Origin of the sequence: Streptomyces sp. NPDC058678, from assembly GCF_042714835.1 — a bacterium.
Classification (GTDB): domain Bacteria; phylum Actinomycetota; class Actinomycetes; order Streptomycetales; family Streptomycetaceae; genus Streptomyces.
This window is the reverse complement of sequence record NZ_JBHXSG010000020.1, coordinates 41,575-56,926: the sequence shown is the minus strand read 5'-3', so window position 1 is coordinate 56,926 and position 15,352 is coordinate 41,575. Positions and strand designations below refer to the sequence as shown.

Below are 15,352 nucleotides of genomic sequence, written 5' to 3'. Positions count from 1 at the left end.
CATCAGGCGGCTTGGGCCGTGGCGGCGCGGTGGGCGAGTTCCTGACGCACCAGCGGCAGGACGTGACGGGCGTAGTCGATCGCGTCGTTGAGCGGGTCGTAGCCCCGGATGGACAGCAGGTCGCAGCCGATGTCGACGTAGTCGAGCAGCGCCTTCGCCACCGTCTCGGGCGAGCCGACCAGCGCGGTGGAGGCGCCGGCCGCGTTGGTGGCCGCCGCGGGGGCGGTCCACAGGCAGCGGTCGTGCACCTCGCCGCGCTCGGCGATGTCCAGCAGGCGCTGCGAACCGACGTTGTCCGGGCGGCCGCTGGTGCGGTAGTGGCGCAGCAGCTCGGTGTTGCGGGCCTGGTCCTTGAGCAGGCCCAGGGTGCGGTGCGCCTTCTCCCAGGCCAGTTCGTCGGTGGGCGCGATGATCGGGCGGAACGACACCCAGATACGGGGACGGGGGCGCCCGGCGGCATCCGCGACCGCGTTGACGGCGGCGATCTGCTCGGCCGTCTCCTTCAGCGGCTCGCCCCACAGCCCGAAGATGTCGCCCTGCTGACCGCCGACCCGGTACGCGTCCGGGGACGAGCCGCCCACCGAGACGGGCACCAGCCCGTTCACCGGCTTCACGTCCGAGTAGTAGCCCTCGAAGGTGAAGTACCCGCCCTCGTGCGAGACCGGTCCGTCGGCCTGCCACACCTTCCGCAGGATCTGGATGTACTCGTCCGAACGCGCGTACCGCTCCGCCTTGCCCAGGTAGTCGCCCTCCCGGCGCTGCTCCTCGTCGCTGCCGCCGGAGATGATGTGCACGGTCAGCCGGCCGTCGCTGATCCGGTCGAGGGTGGCGAGGGCGCGGGCCGCGTGCGTCGGGAAGATCACACCCGGCCGGTGCGCCAGGATCGGGCGGATCCGCTCGGTGTGGGTGGCGACGAACTGGGCGACCTGGAAAGCGTCCGGGGACGCCGAGTGGTAGGCGACGAGGGTGTGGTCGAAGCCGCCGTCGTCGAGGGTGCGGGCGTACCTGCGCAGGTGGCGGGGTCGAAGCCGGTGCGGCTCGCGGCGGCCGGGCCCGAGGCCGCGGAGTCCGTGTGGACGGCGCTGATGAACTCGACAGGCATGTGCAGCTCCTGATCAGTTGAGAAGGGACGTGTCGGCCGACTCCGCCACGTCGACCTCGGGCTCCAGCACGCCGATCCCGTTCATGAGGTCGGCGACGTCCTGGACGGTCGTGTTCACGTCGTCCGTGATCGGCAGGACCTGGCTGTACGCGGCGGAGGCCAGTGTCTTCGCCACCGAGGCGTCGGCGCCGTTGCGGGTCTCTATGGCCTTGGCGTACGCGTCCTGGTGCGTGCTCGTCCACTTCAGGGCCGTGCCGAGGCGCTTGAGGAAGTCGGCGAGCGCGGCCTTCTTCGGGGAGTCGGCGAGAACCTGGTCGGACGCGCCGACGAAGCCGTAGCCGCTGACCCGCCCGTCGGCGCCGTCGACGAGCAGCTTGCCGCCCTGCTCAAGGCCGACGGCCTGGTAGACACCGAAGGTCGCCCAGGCCTTGATCTTCCCTGAGGCGAACGCGGCCTGTGCGTCGGTCGGCAGCAGGTACTGCACCTTCACGTCCGAGTAGCTGAGGCCGTTCTGCTTGAGCACGTTGGCCAGCAGGTACTCGGAGATGCTGCCTTTCGCCGAGGACACCACGACCTTCTGGCCCTTGAGGTCCTTGACGCTGTCGATGCCGGAGTCCTTGCCGACGACGATGCCGACATGCCGGCCGTCGTTCTTCAGCGCGGCCACGTTCTTGAACTTCACCCCGCCGCTCAGTGCCTGGAGCGCGGGCAGATCCGCGGAGTACGTGGTGTCCGCGGCACCCGCCTGCACAGCCTGGTAGAGCGGGGCGGCGCCCTCGAACTCGGCCCACTTCACCTTGTAGTCGGCGCCCTTCAGAGCGTCCGAGGCGGCGACGATCGTCTGGAGGGTCTTGGCCTGGTCGCCGATGGTGAGGGTGACCTGGCCCTTGCCGGAGGCGTCCGCCGAGGAGTCCGCGCCGCAGGCGGTCAGCGCCAGCAGGGCGGTGAGGCTCAGCGCGGCGGTGGCGATGCTGCGTGTCACGAGGGGGTTCCTTCCAGGGTGCGGGTGACGCCGAGCCAGTCGAGGAGGCGGGCGCGCAGGGTGACGAACTCGGGGGCGGTGAGGTCGCGGGGGCGGGGCAGGTCGACGGTCAGCTCGTGGGCGATGCGGCCCTCGTCCATCACCAGGACCCGGTCGGCGAGCAGCAGCGCCTCCTCCACGTCGTGGGTGACCAGGAGGATCGCGCAGCCGTGCCGCTGCCACAGCTCGGCGACCAACTGCTGCACCCTGCCCCGGGTGAGGGCGTCGAGGGCGCCGAACGGCTCGTCCAGGAGCAGCAGTTCGGGCTCGCGCACCAGGGCGCGGGCCAGCGAGACACGCTGAGCCTGGCCACCGGAGAGCGTCTTGGGCCAGACGCCCGCGCGCTCCGCGATGCCGACCTCGGCGAGGGCCTTGCCGGCCCGCGCCCGGTCGGGCCGCCCGGGCAGTCCGAGGACGACGTTGCGCCACACCTTCAGCCAGGGCAGCAGCCGCGGCGACTGGAAGGCGGCACTGCGGCGGGCGGGCACGGTCACCTCGCCGCCGATCTCGTCGTCGAGCCCGGCGAGGATCCGCAGCAGCGTCGACTTGCCGCAGCCGCTGTGACCCAGCAGAGCCACGAACTCGCCCTCGCGGATGTCGAGATCCAGGTCGTGCAGGACGGTGTTGCCGTCGAAGGCCCGCGAAAGCCCTCGTGTCTCCACGCTGTTGGCCATGACGTTCACGCCTCGCCCTCGAAGTTGGCGCGCCAGGTCAGCAGGCGGCGCGAAAGGATCCGTACGGCGAAGTCACAGGCCAGCCCGAGCAGCGCGTACACGACGAGGCACAGGACGATGACGTCCGTACGGAAGTACTGCTGGGCGTTGCTCATCAGATAGCCGAGCCCCGCGTCCGCGTTGATCTGCTCGGCGAAGACGAGGGCCAGCCACGCGGTCGACAGCGCGTACCGGAGTCCCACGAGAGCCCCGGGCAGAGCGCTCGGCAGGATCAGGTACTTGATCAGCCCGAGCCGGCCGAGCCCCATCATCCGTGCCGCCTCGACGAGTTGGGCGTCGGTGGAGCGGATGCCGCCGTAGATGTTGAAGTACAGCGGGTAGGTCACACCGAGTGCGACGAGCGCGATCTTCGGGGTCTCCTCGATGCCGAACCAGACGATGAACAGGGGGATCAGTCCCACCCAGGGGATCGCCCGGAACATGCCCATCGAGGAGTCGATGACGTCCTCGCCGAGCCGGAACAACCCGGCCAGCAGGGACAGGCTCAGCGCGATGCTCGCGCCGATCAGGAAGCCGACTGCGGCCCGGCGGCCCGACGCGGCGATGGCGTCGGGCAGTTCGCCGGTCCTGGTGAGTTCCAGGGCCTGGCGTACGACGTCCACGGGGGAGGCGAGCACGGATTCCGGGAGCAGGCCCGTGGCCGAGGTCAGGAACCACAGGAGGACCAGGCCCACCGGGCCCGCGGACCGGCGCACGGAGCGGGGGACGGTGAGGCGGCGACCGGTCCTGATCGTGCCGCGGATCGTGACACGGCCCGGCGGAGGGGGCGTGTCCAGGGGTGCCGCCTCGTGCGGCGGTACCGTCGCGGCCGGCGATTTCGTCGTCATGGGTGGTTTCCCTTCACTGCCGGACGGTCGGGATCGGCCGACCAGGCCGACCAGGAGCCGGGGAAGAGCACCGCCTCGAACCCGGCGAGCTCCAGCGCGGCGATCTGATGGGCGGCGGTGACGCCGGAGCCGCAGTACACCCCGACGCGGGATGCCCCGCCGGCGCCCTTCTCCTCGAAGCGCTTGCGCAGTTCCTCGGGCGGCAGGAAGGTGCCGTCCGCCGCGAGGTTCTCCCCGGTGGGGGCGGAGACCGCGCCCGGGATGTGCCCCGCCCGCGGGTCCACCGGCTCCACCTCGCCGCAGTACCGTTCGGCGGCCCGCGCGTCCAACAGCAGCCCGGAGGCGGCTAGTTCGGCGGCGCCGTCGGCATCGGTCACCGGCAGGCCGCCGGGACGCAGCACGACCTCTCCGGGCGGCGGGTCGGCCGGGATCCCGGACTCAAGCGGCAGCCCGGCCGCTCGCCAGGCGCCGAGTGCCCCGTCGAGGAGGGTGACCCGGGCGAGCCCCGCGTACCGCAGGAGCCACCAGGCGCGAGCCGCGGCGGTGTTGCCCAAGTCGTCATGGACGACGACGCGTCGGCCCTGCCCGATGCCCCACCGGCGTGCCGCGTCCTGCAGGTCCCCGATCCGGGGCAGCGGATGCCGGCCGCCCTCCGGGCTCGGCGGAGCGGCCAGTTCCGTGTCGAGGTCGACGTACACCGCGCCCGGGATATGGCCCTCGGCGTAGTGGTCGCGACCGTGCGGATCGCCCAGCGCCCAGCGGACGTCGAGGACGACCGGGGGAGTGCCGGAGGCGAGCAGGTCGCGGAGTTCGGGGACGCTGGTGGTGACGGTCATGCCGGGCCCTCCGCGATCGTGGGAAGCTCGGGGGAGAGGCGCAGCCGCTCCAGGAACAGCACGACGGTCGCGGCGGTCGTGCGGTGCAGCGCGTCGTTGAGGACGTCGTGCCGGCCGCCGTTGAAGGTCACCGTCCGTACCAGCGGGTGCCCCGCGTAGGCGTCCAGTGCCTGGGCGAGAGGGCTCACCCTGTCCTCCCGGCCGTGCAGCGCGAGTACGGGAACCCGCACGAGGTCCAGACGCAGCTCGGGCAGCTCCGGGTGTTCGTCGAGTGCCCCGCGCCGGAACCCGGGGTCCTCGGCGAGGCGGGACCGGTGGGTGGGGCAGGCGGTGCGGGCCTCGACCTCCGCCTCCCAACTCCCCGCCGTCCAGGGCGTGGTGGGCAGACCGGCCAGGATCAGGGCGTCGAGGCCCGGGATCTGCTCGGCGGCCAGTTGGGCGGCGTATCGGGCTCCCGTGTCCGAGCCGACCAGCACCTTCGGGCCGGGCAGCGACTCGTCGGCGAGCAGCTTCGCCACCTGGTCGAGCACGGACGGATCGGTGGACGGGTCGCCGAGGGCACGGACCCGGTAGGCGTCGAAGGCGAGCCGGCGGCCGAACCGCTCGTACACGCCGCCGTGTTCACCCCGGCCGGCCAGCACGATCAACGTGCCACGCGCGGCGAGACCTTCGGGTTCGTCCCAGGAGAAGGATGAGGGCATGAGGGGGCAGCTCCCGTTTCGGGGCAGGGGCAGGGGCATTTCCGGGCAAGGCACGACCACGCAGGGCGCTTGGGTGCAGAGCATTCCGGGAAGGGGGATGCGATCGGAAAAGGCCAGCCGACGGCGACTGTCACGTGTCAGCGAAACGGGGACCTGATCGACGCGGCTAGCGGAGAGACGCCGGTGAGCGGCGGGAGGTCAGCGACAGCGCGCGCTGCACGCCACGCCGAAGTCGATGACTCGGCGCTGCGTCAGCAGGGCAGCAGAAGCGGTCGCGTGCAACATGCGCCCATCATGACCGGCGGCGGCGGACCGCGTCCAACGACGATTCCGCATCGAAACCGATCAGCCATCGCGATCGGTCCCTGATGGCCGTTAGTGTCACGGCATGCCCCAACCCGTCCTCGACATCGTGGCCCTGCGCAGCCTGACCGCGATCGCCGACTGCGGCGGCTTCCACCGCGCCGCCCGGACCCTGTCCCTGAGCCAGTCGGCGGTCAGCCAGCACGTCCGGAAACTGGAGAAGACCCTGGGCCGGCCCGTCGTGGAACGCGAGGGACGCGGCACGCGCTTCACCCCCGAGGGCCGTCGGCTGCTGGAACAGGCCCGCCGCATCCTCGCCGTGCACGACGAAGCCGTACGCACCCTGCTGGAATCCGACGGCGACACCGTCACCGTCGGCTCCACCGAGCACGCCGCCGACCAGTTCCTGCCCCGGCTCACCGCCGCAGTGCAGGAGGTGCGGCCGGGCTGCCGGGTCCGCTTCCGCATCGACCGTTCCGCCCGCCTCGTCGAGGCCGTGGAACGCGGCAGCGTAGACGTGGCGGTGTACGTCACGGAGGCCGCCGCCACCGAGGGCACCCCCGTCGGCGGCCTCCCTCTCACCTGGCACGCCGTCCCCGGCTGGGAGCCGCCGCCCGCACCGGCCGCCGTCCCGCTGGTCGCGATCGAGGACCCCTGTGCGATCCGCCGCCGGGCCATCTCCACCCTCGCCGCGCAGGGCGTGCCCGCCACGGTCGTAGGAGACGCCGGCTACCTCGCTGGCGTCCTCGACATCGCCCGCACCGGCCAGGGCGTTGCCCTGCTCGCCGCCGTGGGCCCCGCCCCCGACGGCCTGACTCCGTACGGGGGCCTCCCGGCGGTCACCCCGATCCCGATGAGTGCGCTGGCCCGTCGCGGGGCGGATCCGGCCACGGTCGAGGCCGCCTTCGCCGCCGTACGGGATCTGCTGCGCTGAGCGGAGGTGCGGAGGTGGACGCCCCGAGGCCCCGAGGCGCCAAGAGGCGGAGGCACGGCGGACGGAGACGCTTCGAGGCGAAGGCGCGGCGAGGCGGACCGGTCCGGCGTCAGCTCAGCGTGCGGGCCAGCACCTCGCGTTGCAGCGGCAGCACCTCAGCGTGCAGGTCGCGCCCCTTGCGGGTCAGGGCGACCCACACGCCCCGCCGGTCCTCCATGCAGACCGAGCGCTCCACCAGTCCGTCCTTCTCCAGGCGTCCGATGAGGCGGGACAGCGCGCTCTGGCTGAGATGCACCCGGCCGGCAAGGTTCTGCACCCGGCACTGGTCGCCCTCCGCGGGCGCCTCGGCGGCGAGCATGTCGAGGACCTCGAAGTCGCTCGCACCCAGCCCGTGCGGGTGCAGCGCACGGTCGATCTCGCACATCGTGCGCGCGTGCACCGACAGGATGTCCCGCCACTGTTCTTCGAGCCGGGCACCGGCCGCGTTCACTGCCATACACCAATGTTAATGCGTGTGCATCGACATCCGGGCGGAGGGAGCGGCTCGGGCGTTCTGGATCAGGACCGCACGGGGCAAACGGCTCAGGAGTCCTGGACGAGCCCGACGAGATTCCCGTCCGCGTCCTTCACCGAGGCGATCATCCTGCCGCCGCCGACCTCCTGGACGTCCTGGAGCAGTTCGGCGCCCGCGTCGAGCAGGGCGGCGAGCCGGCCCCGGATGTCGGCGACGTGCCAGTAGGGGACGGGGCCGGTCATGCCCTTGGCGTGTCCGTTCGGGTCCAGGCCGACATCCTGGCCGGCGTCCTTGAAGCCGACGTAGTAGGGCTCGTCCGCGTAGGGCTCGACCTCCAGCAGGGCGCTGAACAGGGCCTTCGCCCGGGCGATGTCCTTGACGGGGTAGACGATCGTGTTGAGGCCGGCGGTCATGGCGGGCTCCTCGGTGCTGCGCGGACCGACGGATTTCGTCGGTGGTCCCACGCTAGGCCGGGGGAGCGGGGAGCGGCTTCTCCGATCCTGACCGGTTGTCGCGCAACTGCCGGGTCACCCGACTGCACGCCGGAAGGGTGGGGTGGCACGCGGGCAGATCCTCGTGCTCGCAGCCGAGCGAGCACTCGACCAGGTCGGCGAGGCCCGCGCCGCAGCGATATCGGGGTCGCAGGACGTCGGCCTCCCGCCTGGGCACCTCACGGCGGACGGTGGCGCTACATGGTGCGGATCGCGTCCAGCGACATCCGGCCTCCTTGCCGCGCAGCGTGAGGGCCATCCGCACGAGGTCCCACACGAGGTCGTAGGTGCCGTGGCGGCGCCGACCAGCGGGGTCCCGTGCGGTGCGCCTGCTTCCGGTACCGCAGCACGTGAGGGGTCGGACGGGGCTTGGCGGCCTGCGCGTAGAGGTGCGGGCGACGTTCCTCACCGGCCTGGATGCCCTGCCGCCGCCGAGCAGTCTGCCGAGGTGTGTGCGCCGCCCGGACGGCGAGCCGGGAGCGGGTCGACGGCCGGACCTCGAAGCGGCGGGAACGCGGCGGGAGACCGGCTGATCGTGGCGATGCCGATGTTCCTGGCCTCGGTCACGGCCCCGGTCTGAGCCTCAGGTCACTAGGTCACGAGCCCGGACCGATGTCTCAGGTCGACTCCCGCTTCACCAACTCCGTCGGCAGGATCACCGCCGCCGCGTCCTCGCCCCCGATCTGCGCCAGCAGCACCCGGACCATCTCGGCGCTGATGCGGTCCCAGGGCTGCCGGATCGTCGTCAGCTCGGGCCGGGAGGCCAGGGCGGCCGGCGAGTCGTCGAAGCCGCCCACCGCCACGTCGTCCGGCACCCGCCGCCCCGCCCGCTCCAGCGCCGTCAGGACGCCCTGCGCCATCAGGTCGGAGGCGACGAAGACGGCGTCCACGTCCGGGGCCTGCGCGAGCAGTCGTTCGCCGCCCGCCTCGCCGCTGGCCCGGCTGTAGTCGCCGGAGACGACGAGCCGTTCGTCGATCGCGACACCCGCCTCGGTGAGCACCTCCCGGTACCCGGCGAGGCGCTCGACACCGCCCGGCGTGTCCAGCGGGCCGGTGACCACGCCGATGCGGCGGCGGCCCAGGGACAGCAGGTGGCGCACCATGTCCCGGGCGCCGTCCCGGTCGTCGGCCGCGACGTAGCTCACCCGGGAACCGAGCCCGATCGGCTTGCCGCACGCCACGAGTGGCACGCCCGCCGCACGCAGCTCCTCGGCGATCGGGTCGCCGGAGTGGCTGGAGACCAGCAGCACCCCGTCGACGTGCCCGGCGGTGATGTAGCGCGTGATGCGCCGCCGCTCACCCTCGGTGCCGGCCAGCATCAGCAGCAGCGGAATGTCGTGGGCGGCCAGCGCCTGGGTGCAGCCGCGCAACAGGACGTTGAAGTTGGGGTCCTCGAAGAACCGCTCCTGCGGCTCGCTCAGCAGGAAGCCCACCGAGTCGGAACGCCCGGTGATCAGCGAACGCGCGTGCCGGTTGACGACGTACCCCGTCTTGCGGATGGCGGCGTTGACCGCCTCCTGGGCGGCGGGGCTGACGTAGTGCCCTCCGTTGAGCACGCGTGAGACGGTGCCGCGTGAGACCCCTGCCTCCCGCGCCACGTCGTGGATCGTCGGCGCTCTCCGCCGGCCCCCCGCACTGTTCATGGTCACGACTCTAAGGCCCTGGCGGGCCGATGACGGCAGCCCTGTCCACGGGATGACCACGAGGTGCGACCACCGCCTGTGATCGTGCACAGCACACTTCGCATGCAGAACTTTGGCAAGCCTCACCCTAGTGCGGTTATCTTGGGCCGCACGCTGCTGACGTCGTGTGTGCACGTTCCCAACCATCAGAAACGGGAGAGATCCATGCCGGAGACCACCCCCAGGGGCCTCACCAGGCTCGCCTTCGGCGGGGACTACAACCCGGAGCAGTGGCCCGAGAGCGTCTGGGAGGAGGACGTACGGCTGATGCGGGAGGCCGGCGTCACCATGGTGAGCGTCGGGATATTCTCCTGGGCGCTGCTGGAGCCCGCACCCGGCACGTACGACTTCGGCTGGCTGGACCGCCTCCTGGACCTGCTGCACGACAACGGCGTACGCGTCGACCTCGGCACGCCCACCGTGGTGCCCCCGGCCTGGTTCTACGGCGCCCACCCCGACGCGCTGCCCGTGACGGCCGACGGCATCCGCCTCGCGTTCGGTTCGCGCGGCGCGATCTGCCACAGCAACGCCGACTACCGCGCGGCCGCCGCGAACATCACCACCCGGCTCGCCGAGCGCTACGCCGGGCACCCGGCGCTGTCCATGTGGCACGTGCACAACGAGTACGGCGTCCCGGTGTCCGCCTGCTACTGCGAGTCGTGCGCCGCCCACTTCCGCCGCTGGCTGGCCACGACCTACGGGACCGTCGACGCCGTCAACGAGGCCTGGGGCACCGCCTTCTGGGGTCAGCGCTACGCCTGCCTCGACCAGATCAACCCGCCGCGCACGGCACCCACGGTCGGCAACCCGGGCCAGGCGCTGGACTACAAGCGGTTCGCCGACGCCACCATGCGCGAGAACTTCTGCAGGGAGCGGGACATCCTGCACCGCCTCTCGCCCGGCATCCCGGTCACCACCAACTTCATGACCGCGCTCAGCCAGTGCGACTCCGTCGACTACTGGGCCTGGGGCCGCGAGGTCGACCTGGTCACCAACGACCACTACCTGATCACCGACGGCCGCCGCACCCACGTCAACCTCGCGATGGCCGCCGATCTGACCCGCTCCGTCGCGGGCGGCGCCCCGTGGCTGCTGCTCGAGCACTCCACCTCGGGCATCAACTGGCAGCCCCGCAACCCCGCCAAGGCCCCCGGCCAGATGGCCCGCAACTCACTCGCGCACGTGGCGCGCGGCTCCGAGGGTGCCATGTTCTTCCAGTGGCGTCAGTCGCGGCGCGGCGCCGAGAAGTTCCACTCGGCGATGGTCCCGCACGGTGGCACGGAGACCCGTGTGTGGCGTGAGGTGGTCGAACTCGGCGCGTCCCTGGACTCGTTGAGCACCGTCCGAGGCACCCGCACCGTCGCCGACGTGGCGGTCCTGTGGGACTGGCACTCCTGGTGGGCGCAGAACCTCCAGTGGCGCCCGAGCGAGGACCACGACCCGCGCGAGCGCGCCGACGCCTTCTACGAGGCCCTCTACGACCGCCACCTCACCGTCGACTTCGCCCACCCGGAAGCCGACTTGTCGGCCTATCCCCTTGTCGTCGTGCCCGCGCTGTACCTGATGACGGAGGCAGCAGGCCGCAACGTCAAGGAGTATGTCCAGAACGGCGGCACCCTCGTGGTGTCCTACTTCTCCGGCATCGTCGACGAGCACGACGCCGTGCACGAGGGCGCCTACCCGGGGGCGCTGCGGGACGTACTCGGCCTGACCGTCGAGGAGTTCTCGCCGCTGCTGAAGGACCAGTTGGTGCGCATCACCGGCTCCGACGGCTCCGAGCTCACAGCGGACGTGTGGACCGAGTTCGTGGTGCCGCGCGGCGCCGAGACCGTGTGGACGTACGCCGACGGCCTGACCGCCGGCCACCCGGCCGTCACCCGGCACCGCGTCGGCGAGGGCACCGCCTGGTACGTCTCCACGCGCCTGACCGCCGAGGGCCTGGACGCGCTGCTGGGCTGGGCCGTCGAGGACGCCGACCTCGGCACCCGCGCCGACCTGCCCCGCGACGTCGAGGTGGTGCGCCGGGCCGGCGAGTCCGGCACCTACCTGTTCGCGATCAACCACACCGCCACGGACGTCAAGGTGCCGCTGGAAGCCGACGGCACCGAGTTGCTGACCGGTGAACGCGCCGCGGGCCGCCTCGGGATCCCGGCAGGGGCCGTACGCGTCGTACGACTCGACGGCTGAACCGACTCCCCTCCGCCCGTGCGAGCGCACGAGCCGCGGGCGGAGGGGGCCTCGCCTCGCCAGGCGTAGTCGTGTGCCGAACGACCCCTCCCCGCAAGGGAGTTCGGTACCGGACAACGTTGCGGAGTCCCGTACGCGGGCGCATCGGCTGCGTCACAGTGGGAAGACGCTGTACGAGGAGCCCGGACGGAGGGGAACGTGATGTGATGCTGAGGACTCCCACCGGCGAGAAGCGTCTTGTCATCCTGGAATGGCTGAAGGACCCGGCCGCGCACTTCCCGCCGCAGCCGTACGGCGATCCTGTGACGGACGGGGTGACTGCCGACGCCGTCGCCGGGAAACTCGGGGTCCGCCGCGCCGTCGCCGAGACCCACCTCGACCTGCTCGCGGACATCGGCCTGCTGCGCACCACGCGGATCCGGCGCCGCACCCACTACCGGCGCGACGAGATGCGGATCGCCGAGGTGGCTCGCATGTTCGAAAAGGGCTGGTAGGCGACCCGCCCGCGGGGGTACTCGCCTGCGAGGAGGATCCGCCCCCGACAGCGAAGGGCAGTCGCGCATGAACCGTCCCACGGCTCTGCTTCCCCGCCACTACGTGGCGATCGGCGGCCGCGGCCCCGAGGACGTGGTGGCCGACGCCCGCGGCCGCGTGCTGACCGGCGTCCAGGACGGCCGGATCCTGCGCCTGGACGGACTGACGGACCCCGCCACGACCCGCGTCGAGGTGCTCACCAGGACCGGCGGCAGGCCGCTCGGCCTCCAACTCCTCCCCGACGACGCCCTGTTGGTCTGCGACGCCGAACGCGGACTGCTGGGCGTGGACCTCACCGACGGCACGGTGCGGGTCCTCGCCGCCTCGTTGGCCGGGGAGCGGCTGCGCTTCTGCAGCAACGTGGTCGCCCTCTCCGACGGAAGCGTGTACTTCACGGTTTCCAGCCGCCGCTACCCCCTCGAGGAGTGGATCGGCGACCTGGTCGAGCGCACCGGCACCGGTCGGCTCCTGCGCCTGGCCCCGGGCGGTGACGAGCCCGAAGTCCTGCTGGAGGGGCTGCAGTTCGCCAACGGCCTCGCGCCGAGCGCCGACGAGACCTTCCTGGTCGTCGCCGAGACGGGCGCCTACCGGCTGACCCGGTACTGGCTCGCCGGGCCGAAGGCGGGCCGCGCCGAACCCTTCGTCGAGGACCTCCCGGGCATGCCCGACAACCTCTGGCGCGGCGCACCGGACGGCCCGATCTGGGTCCCACTGGCCGGACCCCGCGTCCCGCCCCTCGACCTGCTGCACCGCGGCACCCCCGACGTCCGCCGCACCGCCGCCCGCATCGCGGTGCGCGCCCCCTTCCGTCCCTCCGGCACGATCGGCATCCTCGCGGTCGACGACCGCGGCGAGATCGTCCACCACCTCACCCGCCGCCGCTCCGGCTTCCGCATGGTCACCAGCGTCTGCGAGACCGCCGGCCACCTGATCCTGGGCAGCCTGTGGGAGCCCGGCATCGCGGTCTGCGAGGCGCCGAACACGAAGTGACCCGGGCGCGCACCGGGGTTACGCTGTTGACCAGCCGCGATCACCACGCGGCGCGGCGGTGGGGCCCGCCGTACCCGAACCGCGGCTCGGACGCCGCCAACGGTCCCTACTTGCGATGGAGCACGCCCGTACGCCAGGGCCCCGGCGAGTAGGAGACGTACGACCATGACAGCCCAGCGGACCGACAGCCTCCGTGCACCCGCCGCACGGCAGCCCCTCTGGCGCGGCCAGGCGCCGGTCGTCGCGGTGGTCGCGCTCGGCGGTGCCCTCGGCGCCACCGCCCGGTACGCGGCCTCACTGTGGTGGCCCGCCCAGCCGGGCGGATTCCCCTGGGCGACCTTCTGGACCAATGTCGTCGGCTGTGCCGTCATCGGCGTGTTCATGGTGGTCATCACCGACGTGTGGGCCGCTCACCGGCTCGTCCGCCCCTTCTTCGGCACCGGTGTGCTCGGCGGCTTCACCACCTTCTCGACGTACGCGGTCGACATCCAGAAGCTGGTCGACTCCGGCCATCCCCGCACGGGGCTGGCCTACCTCTTCGCCACCCTGGTCGCGGCGCTCACCGCGGTGTGGCTCGCCGTCGCGGCCACCAGGCGCGCCCTGAAGTGGAGGCAGGCATGACGAGGCTGACCGGCAGCGCCCTGCGGGTGACCGTCTTCGTCGGCGAACACGACACCTGGCACCACAAGCCCCTTTACAGCGAGATCGTGCACCGCGCCCACGGGGCCGGTCTCGCGGGCGCCAGCGTCTTCCGCGGCATCGAGGGCTTCGGCGCCTCCTCCCTGATCCACACCTCCCGGCTGCTGTCCCTGAGCGAGGACCTGCCGGTGGCCGTCGTGATCGTGGACGACGAGGAGCGGGTACGGGCGTTCCTGCCGCAGCTCGACGAACTCGTCACCGAGGGACTGGTGATCCTCGACGACTGCGAGGTCATCAGGTACGTCGGCCGGGAGGACGAAAAGGGCGATCCGGGCGCGAAGGGTAAGAGGTGGTTGTGAACTGGCTGCTGGTCGTCGCGGGTGCCATGGTCGGTGCCCCGCTGCGCTACCTCACCGACCGGGCGGTGCAGTCCCGGCACGACTCGGTCTTCCCCTGGGGCACCTTCGCGGTGAACCTCACCGGCTGTCTGATCCTCGGCCTGCTGGCCGGCGCGGCGGCCTCGGGAGCCGCCGGTTCCCACCTCCAGCTGCTTCTGGGCACCGGCCTGTGCGGGGCACTGACGACGTACTCGACCTTCTCGTACGAGACGCTCCGGCTGGCCGAGTCGGGGGCGGGGTTCTACGCCGCCGTCAACGTGATCGGGAGCGTGGCCGCTGGTCTGGGGGCGGCCTTCCTGGGCGTGGCGGTGGCTCAGGCGGTGTGGGCGTAGGCGCTCGGCTGTGGCTCGCGGACAACTCGGCCGGCGTCCACGTGCAGTCCGGCTCTCGTCCGCGTGTAGTAAGACAGAGCCCGCTCCCCTGAGAAGAGCCGCACCCGCCTCCTGAGCAGAACTGGATCCCATGAGCGTCATCAGTGTCGGTCAGGCCGTCGTCCTCGGAGCCGTCGAGGGGGTGACCGAGTTCCTGCCCGTGTCCTCCACGGGCCATCTGAAGATCGTCGAGGGGCTGATGGGCATCCCGGTCGACGACGACTCCGTCGTCGGGTTCTCGGCCGTGATCCAGGTCGGGGCAATCGCCGCCGTGCTGGTGTACTTCTTCAAGGACATCGTGCGGATCGTCTCGGCGTGGGGCCGCGGGCTGGTGGACAAGGAGGAGCGCTACCACCACGACTACAAGTTCGCCTGGTGGGTGATCTGCGCGACCATTCCGATCGTGGCCGTCGGACTGGCCGCCAAGCCGCTCATCGAAGGACCGCTCGCCTCGCTGTGGGTCGTGGCGGGCTCGCTGATCGTCGGCAGCGGGGTGATGTGGGCGGCGGACCAGATGGGCCGGCACAAGCGCGGGGAGGACGACACCTCGTTCAAGGACGCCATGCTGGTGGGCAGTTCACAGATCCTCGCCCTGCTCTTCCCGGGCTTCTCGCGCTCCGGCGCCACCATGTCCACGGCGCTGATCCTGGACCTGGACCGCGTGGCCGCCACCCGGCTGTCGTTCTTCCTCGGCATCCCCGCCCTGACCGGAGCGGGCCTGTACGAACTCAAGGACGCCCTCGGGGCCGGTGTGGGCGCTGCGCCGCTCGCCGTCGGGACCGTCGTCTCCTTCGGCGTGGCCTACGCGTCCATCGCCTGGCTGCTGAGGTTCGTCGCCAAGCACTCCTTCAACGCCTTCGTGGTCTACCGGATCGTCGTGGGCGTGCTGCTGTTCGGCCTGCTGGCCACGGGCGGGCTGAGCAGCTGACCTTCGGCGGCCCGGCGGTCGCCCGCACGGGGTGTGGGGCCTCTTTCAGGCGTCGCGCCCCGTGAATTCGTTGTTTCGGAAACCTTGACAGGGGCCTCGCGGCCCCCGGAGTATCACTCCCGTGAACCTGTCAGACAGCCAGACAGCCAGTCAGGGCCCG

At 71.8% G+C, this 15,352-nt stretch carries 16 protein-coding genes and 1 pseudogene; 8 read left to right on the top strand and 9 right to left on the bottom strand.

Annotated features, from left to right (window positions below):
* Window positions 1-2 precede the first annotated feature (2 nt).
* From ACFWWR_RS19745 to ACFWWR_RS19720, 6 genes and pseudogenes are all read right to left on the bottom strand, one after another.
* Window positions 3-1,102, bottom strand: a pseudogene (locus tag ACFWWR_RS19745) (LLM class flavin-dependent oxidoreductase).
* 13 nt (window positions 1,103-1,115) lie between these two features.
* Window positions 1,116-2,084 (bottom strand): ABC transporter substrate-binding protein, encoded by a 969-nt coding sequence (locus ACFWWR_RS19740; protein WP_383863539.1) that lies wholly within the window; start codon window positions 2,082-2,084, stop codon window positions 1,116-1,118.
* On the bottom strand, window positions 2,081-2,797 hold the full coding sequence (locus ACFWWR_RS19735; RefSeq protein WP_383863536.1) for an ABC transporter ATP-binding protein: 717 nt from the start codon (window positions 2,795-2,797) through the stop codon (window positions 2,081-2,083). Before ACFWWR_RS19735 ends, ACFWWR_RS19740 begins: the two co-directional genes overlap by 4 nt.
* 5 nt (window positions 2,798-2,802) lie before the next feature.
* On the bottom strand, window positions 2,803-3,684 hold the full coding sequence (locus ACFWWR_RS19730; protein WP_384304445.1) for an ABC transporter permease: 882 nt from the start codon (window positions 3,682-3,684) through the stop codon (window positions 2,803-2,805).
* On the bottom strand, window positions 3,681-4,520 hold the full coding sequence (locus tag ACFWWR_RS19725; protein ID WP_384304442.1) for a sulfurtransferase: 840 nt from the start codon (window positions 4,518-4,520) through the stop codon (window positions 3,681-3,683). Before ACFWWR_RS19725 ends, ACFWWR_RS19730 begins: the two co-directional genes overlap by 4 nt.
* The gene (locus ACFWWR_RS19720; RefSeq protein ID WP_383863527.1) at window positions 4,517-5,221 is read right to left on the bottom strand and encodes an alpha/beta hydrolase; all 705 of its coding nucleotides are present in this window, start codon (window positions 5,219-5,221) and stop codon (window positions 4,517-4,519) included. Before ACFWWR_RS19720 ends, ACFWWR_RS19725 begins: the two co-directional genes overlap by 4 nt.
* Window positions 5,222-5,609: 388 nt before the next feature.
* On the opposite strand from ACFWWR_RS19720, the gene ACFWWR_RS19715 reads away from it, so the two are divergent.
* Window positions 5,610-6,458, top strand: a complete 849-nt coding sequence (locus ACFWWR_RS19715; protein ID WP_383863524.1) for a LysR family transcriptional regulator — start codon at window positions 5,610-5,612, stop codon at window positions 6,456-6,458.
* A 109-nt stretch (window positions 6,459-6,567) separates the two neighbouring features.
* On the opposite strand, the gene ACFWWR_RS19710 is transcribed toward ACFWWR_RS19715, so the two are convergent.
* From ACFWWR_RS19710 to ACFWWR_RS19700, 3 genes are all read right to left on the bottom strand, one after another.
* Complete coding sequence (locus tag ACFWWR_RS19710) at window positions 6,568-6,954, bottom strand: MarR family winged helix-turn-helix transcriptional regulator (RefSeq protein WP_384304440.1); 387 nt, start codon at window positions 6,952-6,954, stop codon at window positions 6,568-6,570.
* 86 nt (window positions 6,955-7,040) lie between these two features.
* Window positions 7,041-7,385 carry a VOC family protein gene (locus tag ACFWWR_RS19705; protein WP_383863518.1) on the bottom strand — a complete coding sequence of 115 codons (345 nt, stop codon included), beginning with the start codon at window positions 7,383-7,385 and terminating at the stop codon, window positions 7,041-7,043.
* Between the two features lie 695 nt (window positions 7,386-8,080).
* Window positions 8,081-9,112 (bottom strand): LacI family DNA-binding transcriptional regulator, encoded by a 1,032-nt coding sequence (locus tag ACFWWR_RS19700; protein WP_383863512.1) that lies wholly within the window; start codon window positions 9,110-9,112, stop codon window positions 8,081-8,083.
* Between the two features lie 198 nt (window positions 9,113-9,310).
* On the opposite strand from ACFWWR_RS19700, the gene ACFWWR_RS19695 reads away from it, so the two are divergent.
* The 7 genes from ACFWWR_RS19695 (at window position 9,311) to ACFWWR_RS19665 (ending at window position 15,192) form a co-directional block, all read left to right on the top strand.
* Window positions 9,311-11,332, top strand: a complete 2,022-nt coding sequence (locus tag ACFWWR_RS19695; protein WP_384304437.1) for a beta-galactosidase — start codon at window positions 9,311-9,313, stop codon at window positions 11,330-11,332.
* Window positions 11,333-11,538: 206 nt separating this feature from the next.
* Complete coding sequence (locus ACFWWR_RS19690; protein ID WP_383863506.1) at window positions 11,539-11,826, top strand: ArsR family transcriptional regulator; 288 nt, start codon at window positions 11,539-11,541, stop codon at window positions 11,824-11,826.
* Window positions 11,827-11,893: 67 nt separating this feature from the next.
* Window positions 11,894-12,856, top strand: a complete 963-nt coding sequence (locus ACFWWR_RS19685; RefSeq protein WP_384304434.1) for an SMP-30/gluconolactonase/LRE family protein — start codon at window positions 11,894-11,896, stop codon at window positions 12,854-12,856.
* A 165-nt stretch (window positions 12,857-13,021) separates the two neighbouring features.
* On the top strand, window positions 13,022-13,477 hold the full coding sequence (crcB, locus tag ACFWWR_RS19680; protein WP_383863500.1) for a fluoride efflux transporter CrcB: 456 nt from the start codon (window positions 13,022-13,024) through the stop codon (window positions 13,475-13,477).
* The gene (locus tag ACFWWR_RS19675; RefSeq protein ID WP_383863497.1) at window positions 13,474-13,854 is read left to right on the top strand and encodes a DUF190 domain-containing protein; all 381 of its coding nucleotides are present in this window, start codon (window positions 13,474-13,476) and stop codon (window positions 13,852-13,854) included. Before crcB (ACFWWR_RS19680) ends, ACFWWR_RS19675 begins: the two co-directional genes overlap by 4 nt.
* On the top strand, window positions 13,851-14,225 hold the full coding sequence (crcB, locus tag ACFWWR_RS19670; protein ID WP_383863650.1) for a fluoride efflux transporter CrcB: 375 nt from the start codon (window positions 13,851-13,853) through the stop codon (window positions 14,223-14,225). The genes ACFWWR_RS19675 and crcB (ACFWWR_RS19670) overlap by 4 nt, the downstream gene beginning before the upstream one ends.
* 130 nt (window positions 14,226-14,355) lie before the next feature.
* Window positions 14,356-15,192 carry an undecaprenyl-diphosphate phosphatase gene (locus tag ACFWWR_RS19665; protein ID WP_384304432.1) on the top strand — a complete coding sequence of 279 codons (837 nt, stop codon included), beginning with the start codon at window positions 14,356-14,358 and terminating at the stop codon, window positions 15,190-15,192.
* The last annotated feature ends 160 nt before the right edge of the window (window positions 15,193-15,352 follow it).

Coding starts and splice junctions, on each gene's coding strand:
- ACFWWR_RS19735 (WP_383863536.1), bottom strand. CDS start 2,797: ATGGCCAACAGCGTGGAGACACGAGGGCTTTCGCGGGCCTTCGACGGC.
- ACFWWR_RS19730 (WP_384304445.1), bottom strand. CDS start 3,684: ATGACGACGAAATCGCCGGCCGCGACGGTACCGCCGCACGAGGCGGCA.
- ACFWWR_RS19725 (WP_384304442.1), bottom strand. CDS start 4,520: ATGACCGTCACCACCAGCGTCCCCGAACTCCGCGACCTGCTCGCCTCC.
- ACFWWR_RS19720 (WP_383863527.1), bottom strand. CDS start 5,221: ATGCCCTCATCCTTCTCCTGGGACGAACCCGAAGGTCTCGCCGCGCGT.
- ACFWWR_RS19715 (WP_383863524.1), top strand. CDS start 5,610: ATGCCCCAACCCGTCCTCGACATCGTGGCCCTGCGCAGCCTGACCGCG.
- ACFWWR_RS19710 (WP_384304440.1), bottom strand. CDS start 6,954: ATGGCAGTGAACGCGGCCGGTGCCCGGCTCGAAGAACAGTGGCGGGAC.
- ACFWWR_RS19705 (WP_383863518.1), bottom strand. CDS start 7,385: ATGACCGCCGGCCTCAACACGATCGTCTACCCCGTCAAGGACATCGCC.
- ACFWWR_RS19695 (WP_384304437.1), top strand. CDS start 9,311: ATGCCGGAGACCACCCCCAGGGGCCTCACCAGGCTCGCCTTCGGCGGG.
- ACFWWR_RS19690 (WP_383863506.1), top strand. CDS start 11,539: ATGCTGAGGACTCCCACCGGCGAGAAGCGTCTTGTCATCCTGGAATGG.
- ACFWWR_RS19685 (WP_384304434.1), top strand. CDS start 11,894: ATGAACCGTCCCACGGCTCTGCTTCCCCGCCACTACGTGGCGATCGGC.
- crcB (WP_383863500.1), top strand. CDS start 13,022: ATGACAGCCCAGCGGACCGACAGCCTCCGTGCACCCGCCGCACGGCAG.
- ACFWWR_RS19675 (WP_383863497.1), top strand. CDS start 13,474: ATGACGAGGCTGACCGGCAGCGCCCTGCGGGTGACCGTCTTCGTCGGC.
- ACFWWR_RS19665 (WP_384304432.1), top strand. CDS start 14,356: ATGAGCGTCATCAGTGTCGGTCAGGCCGTCGTCCTCGGAGCCGTCGAG.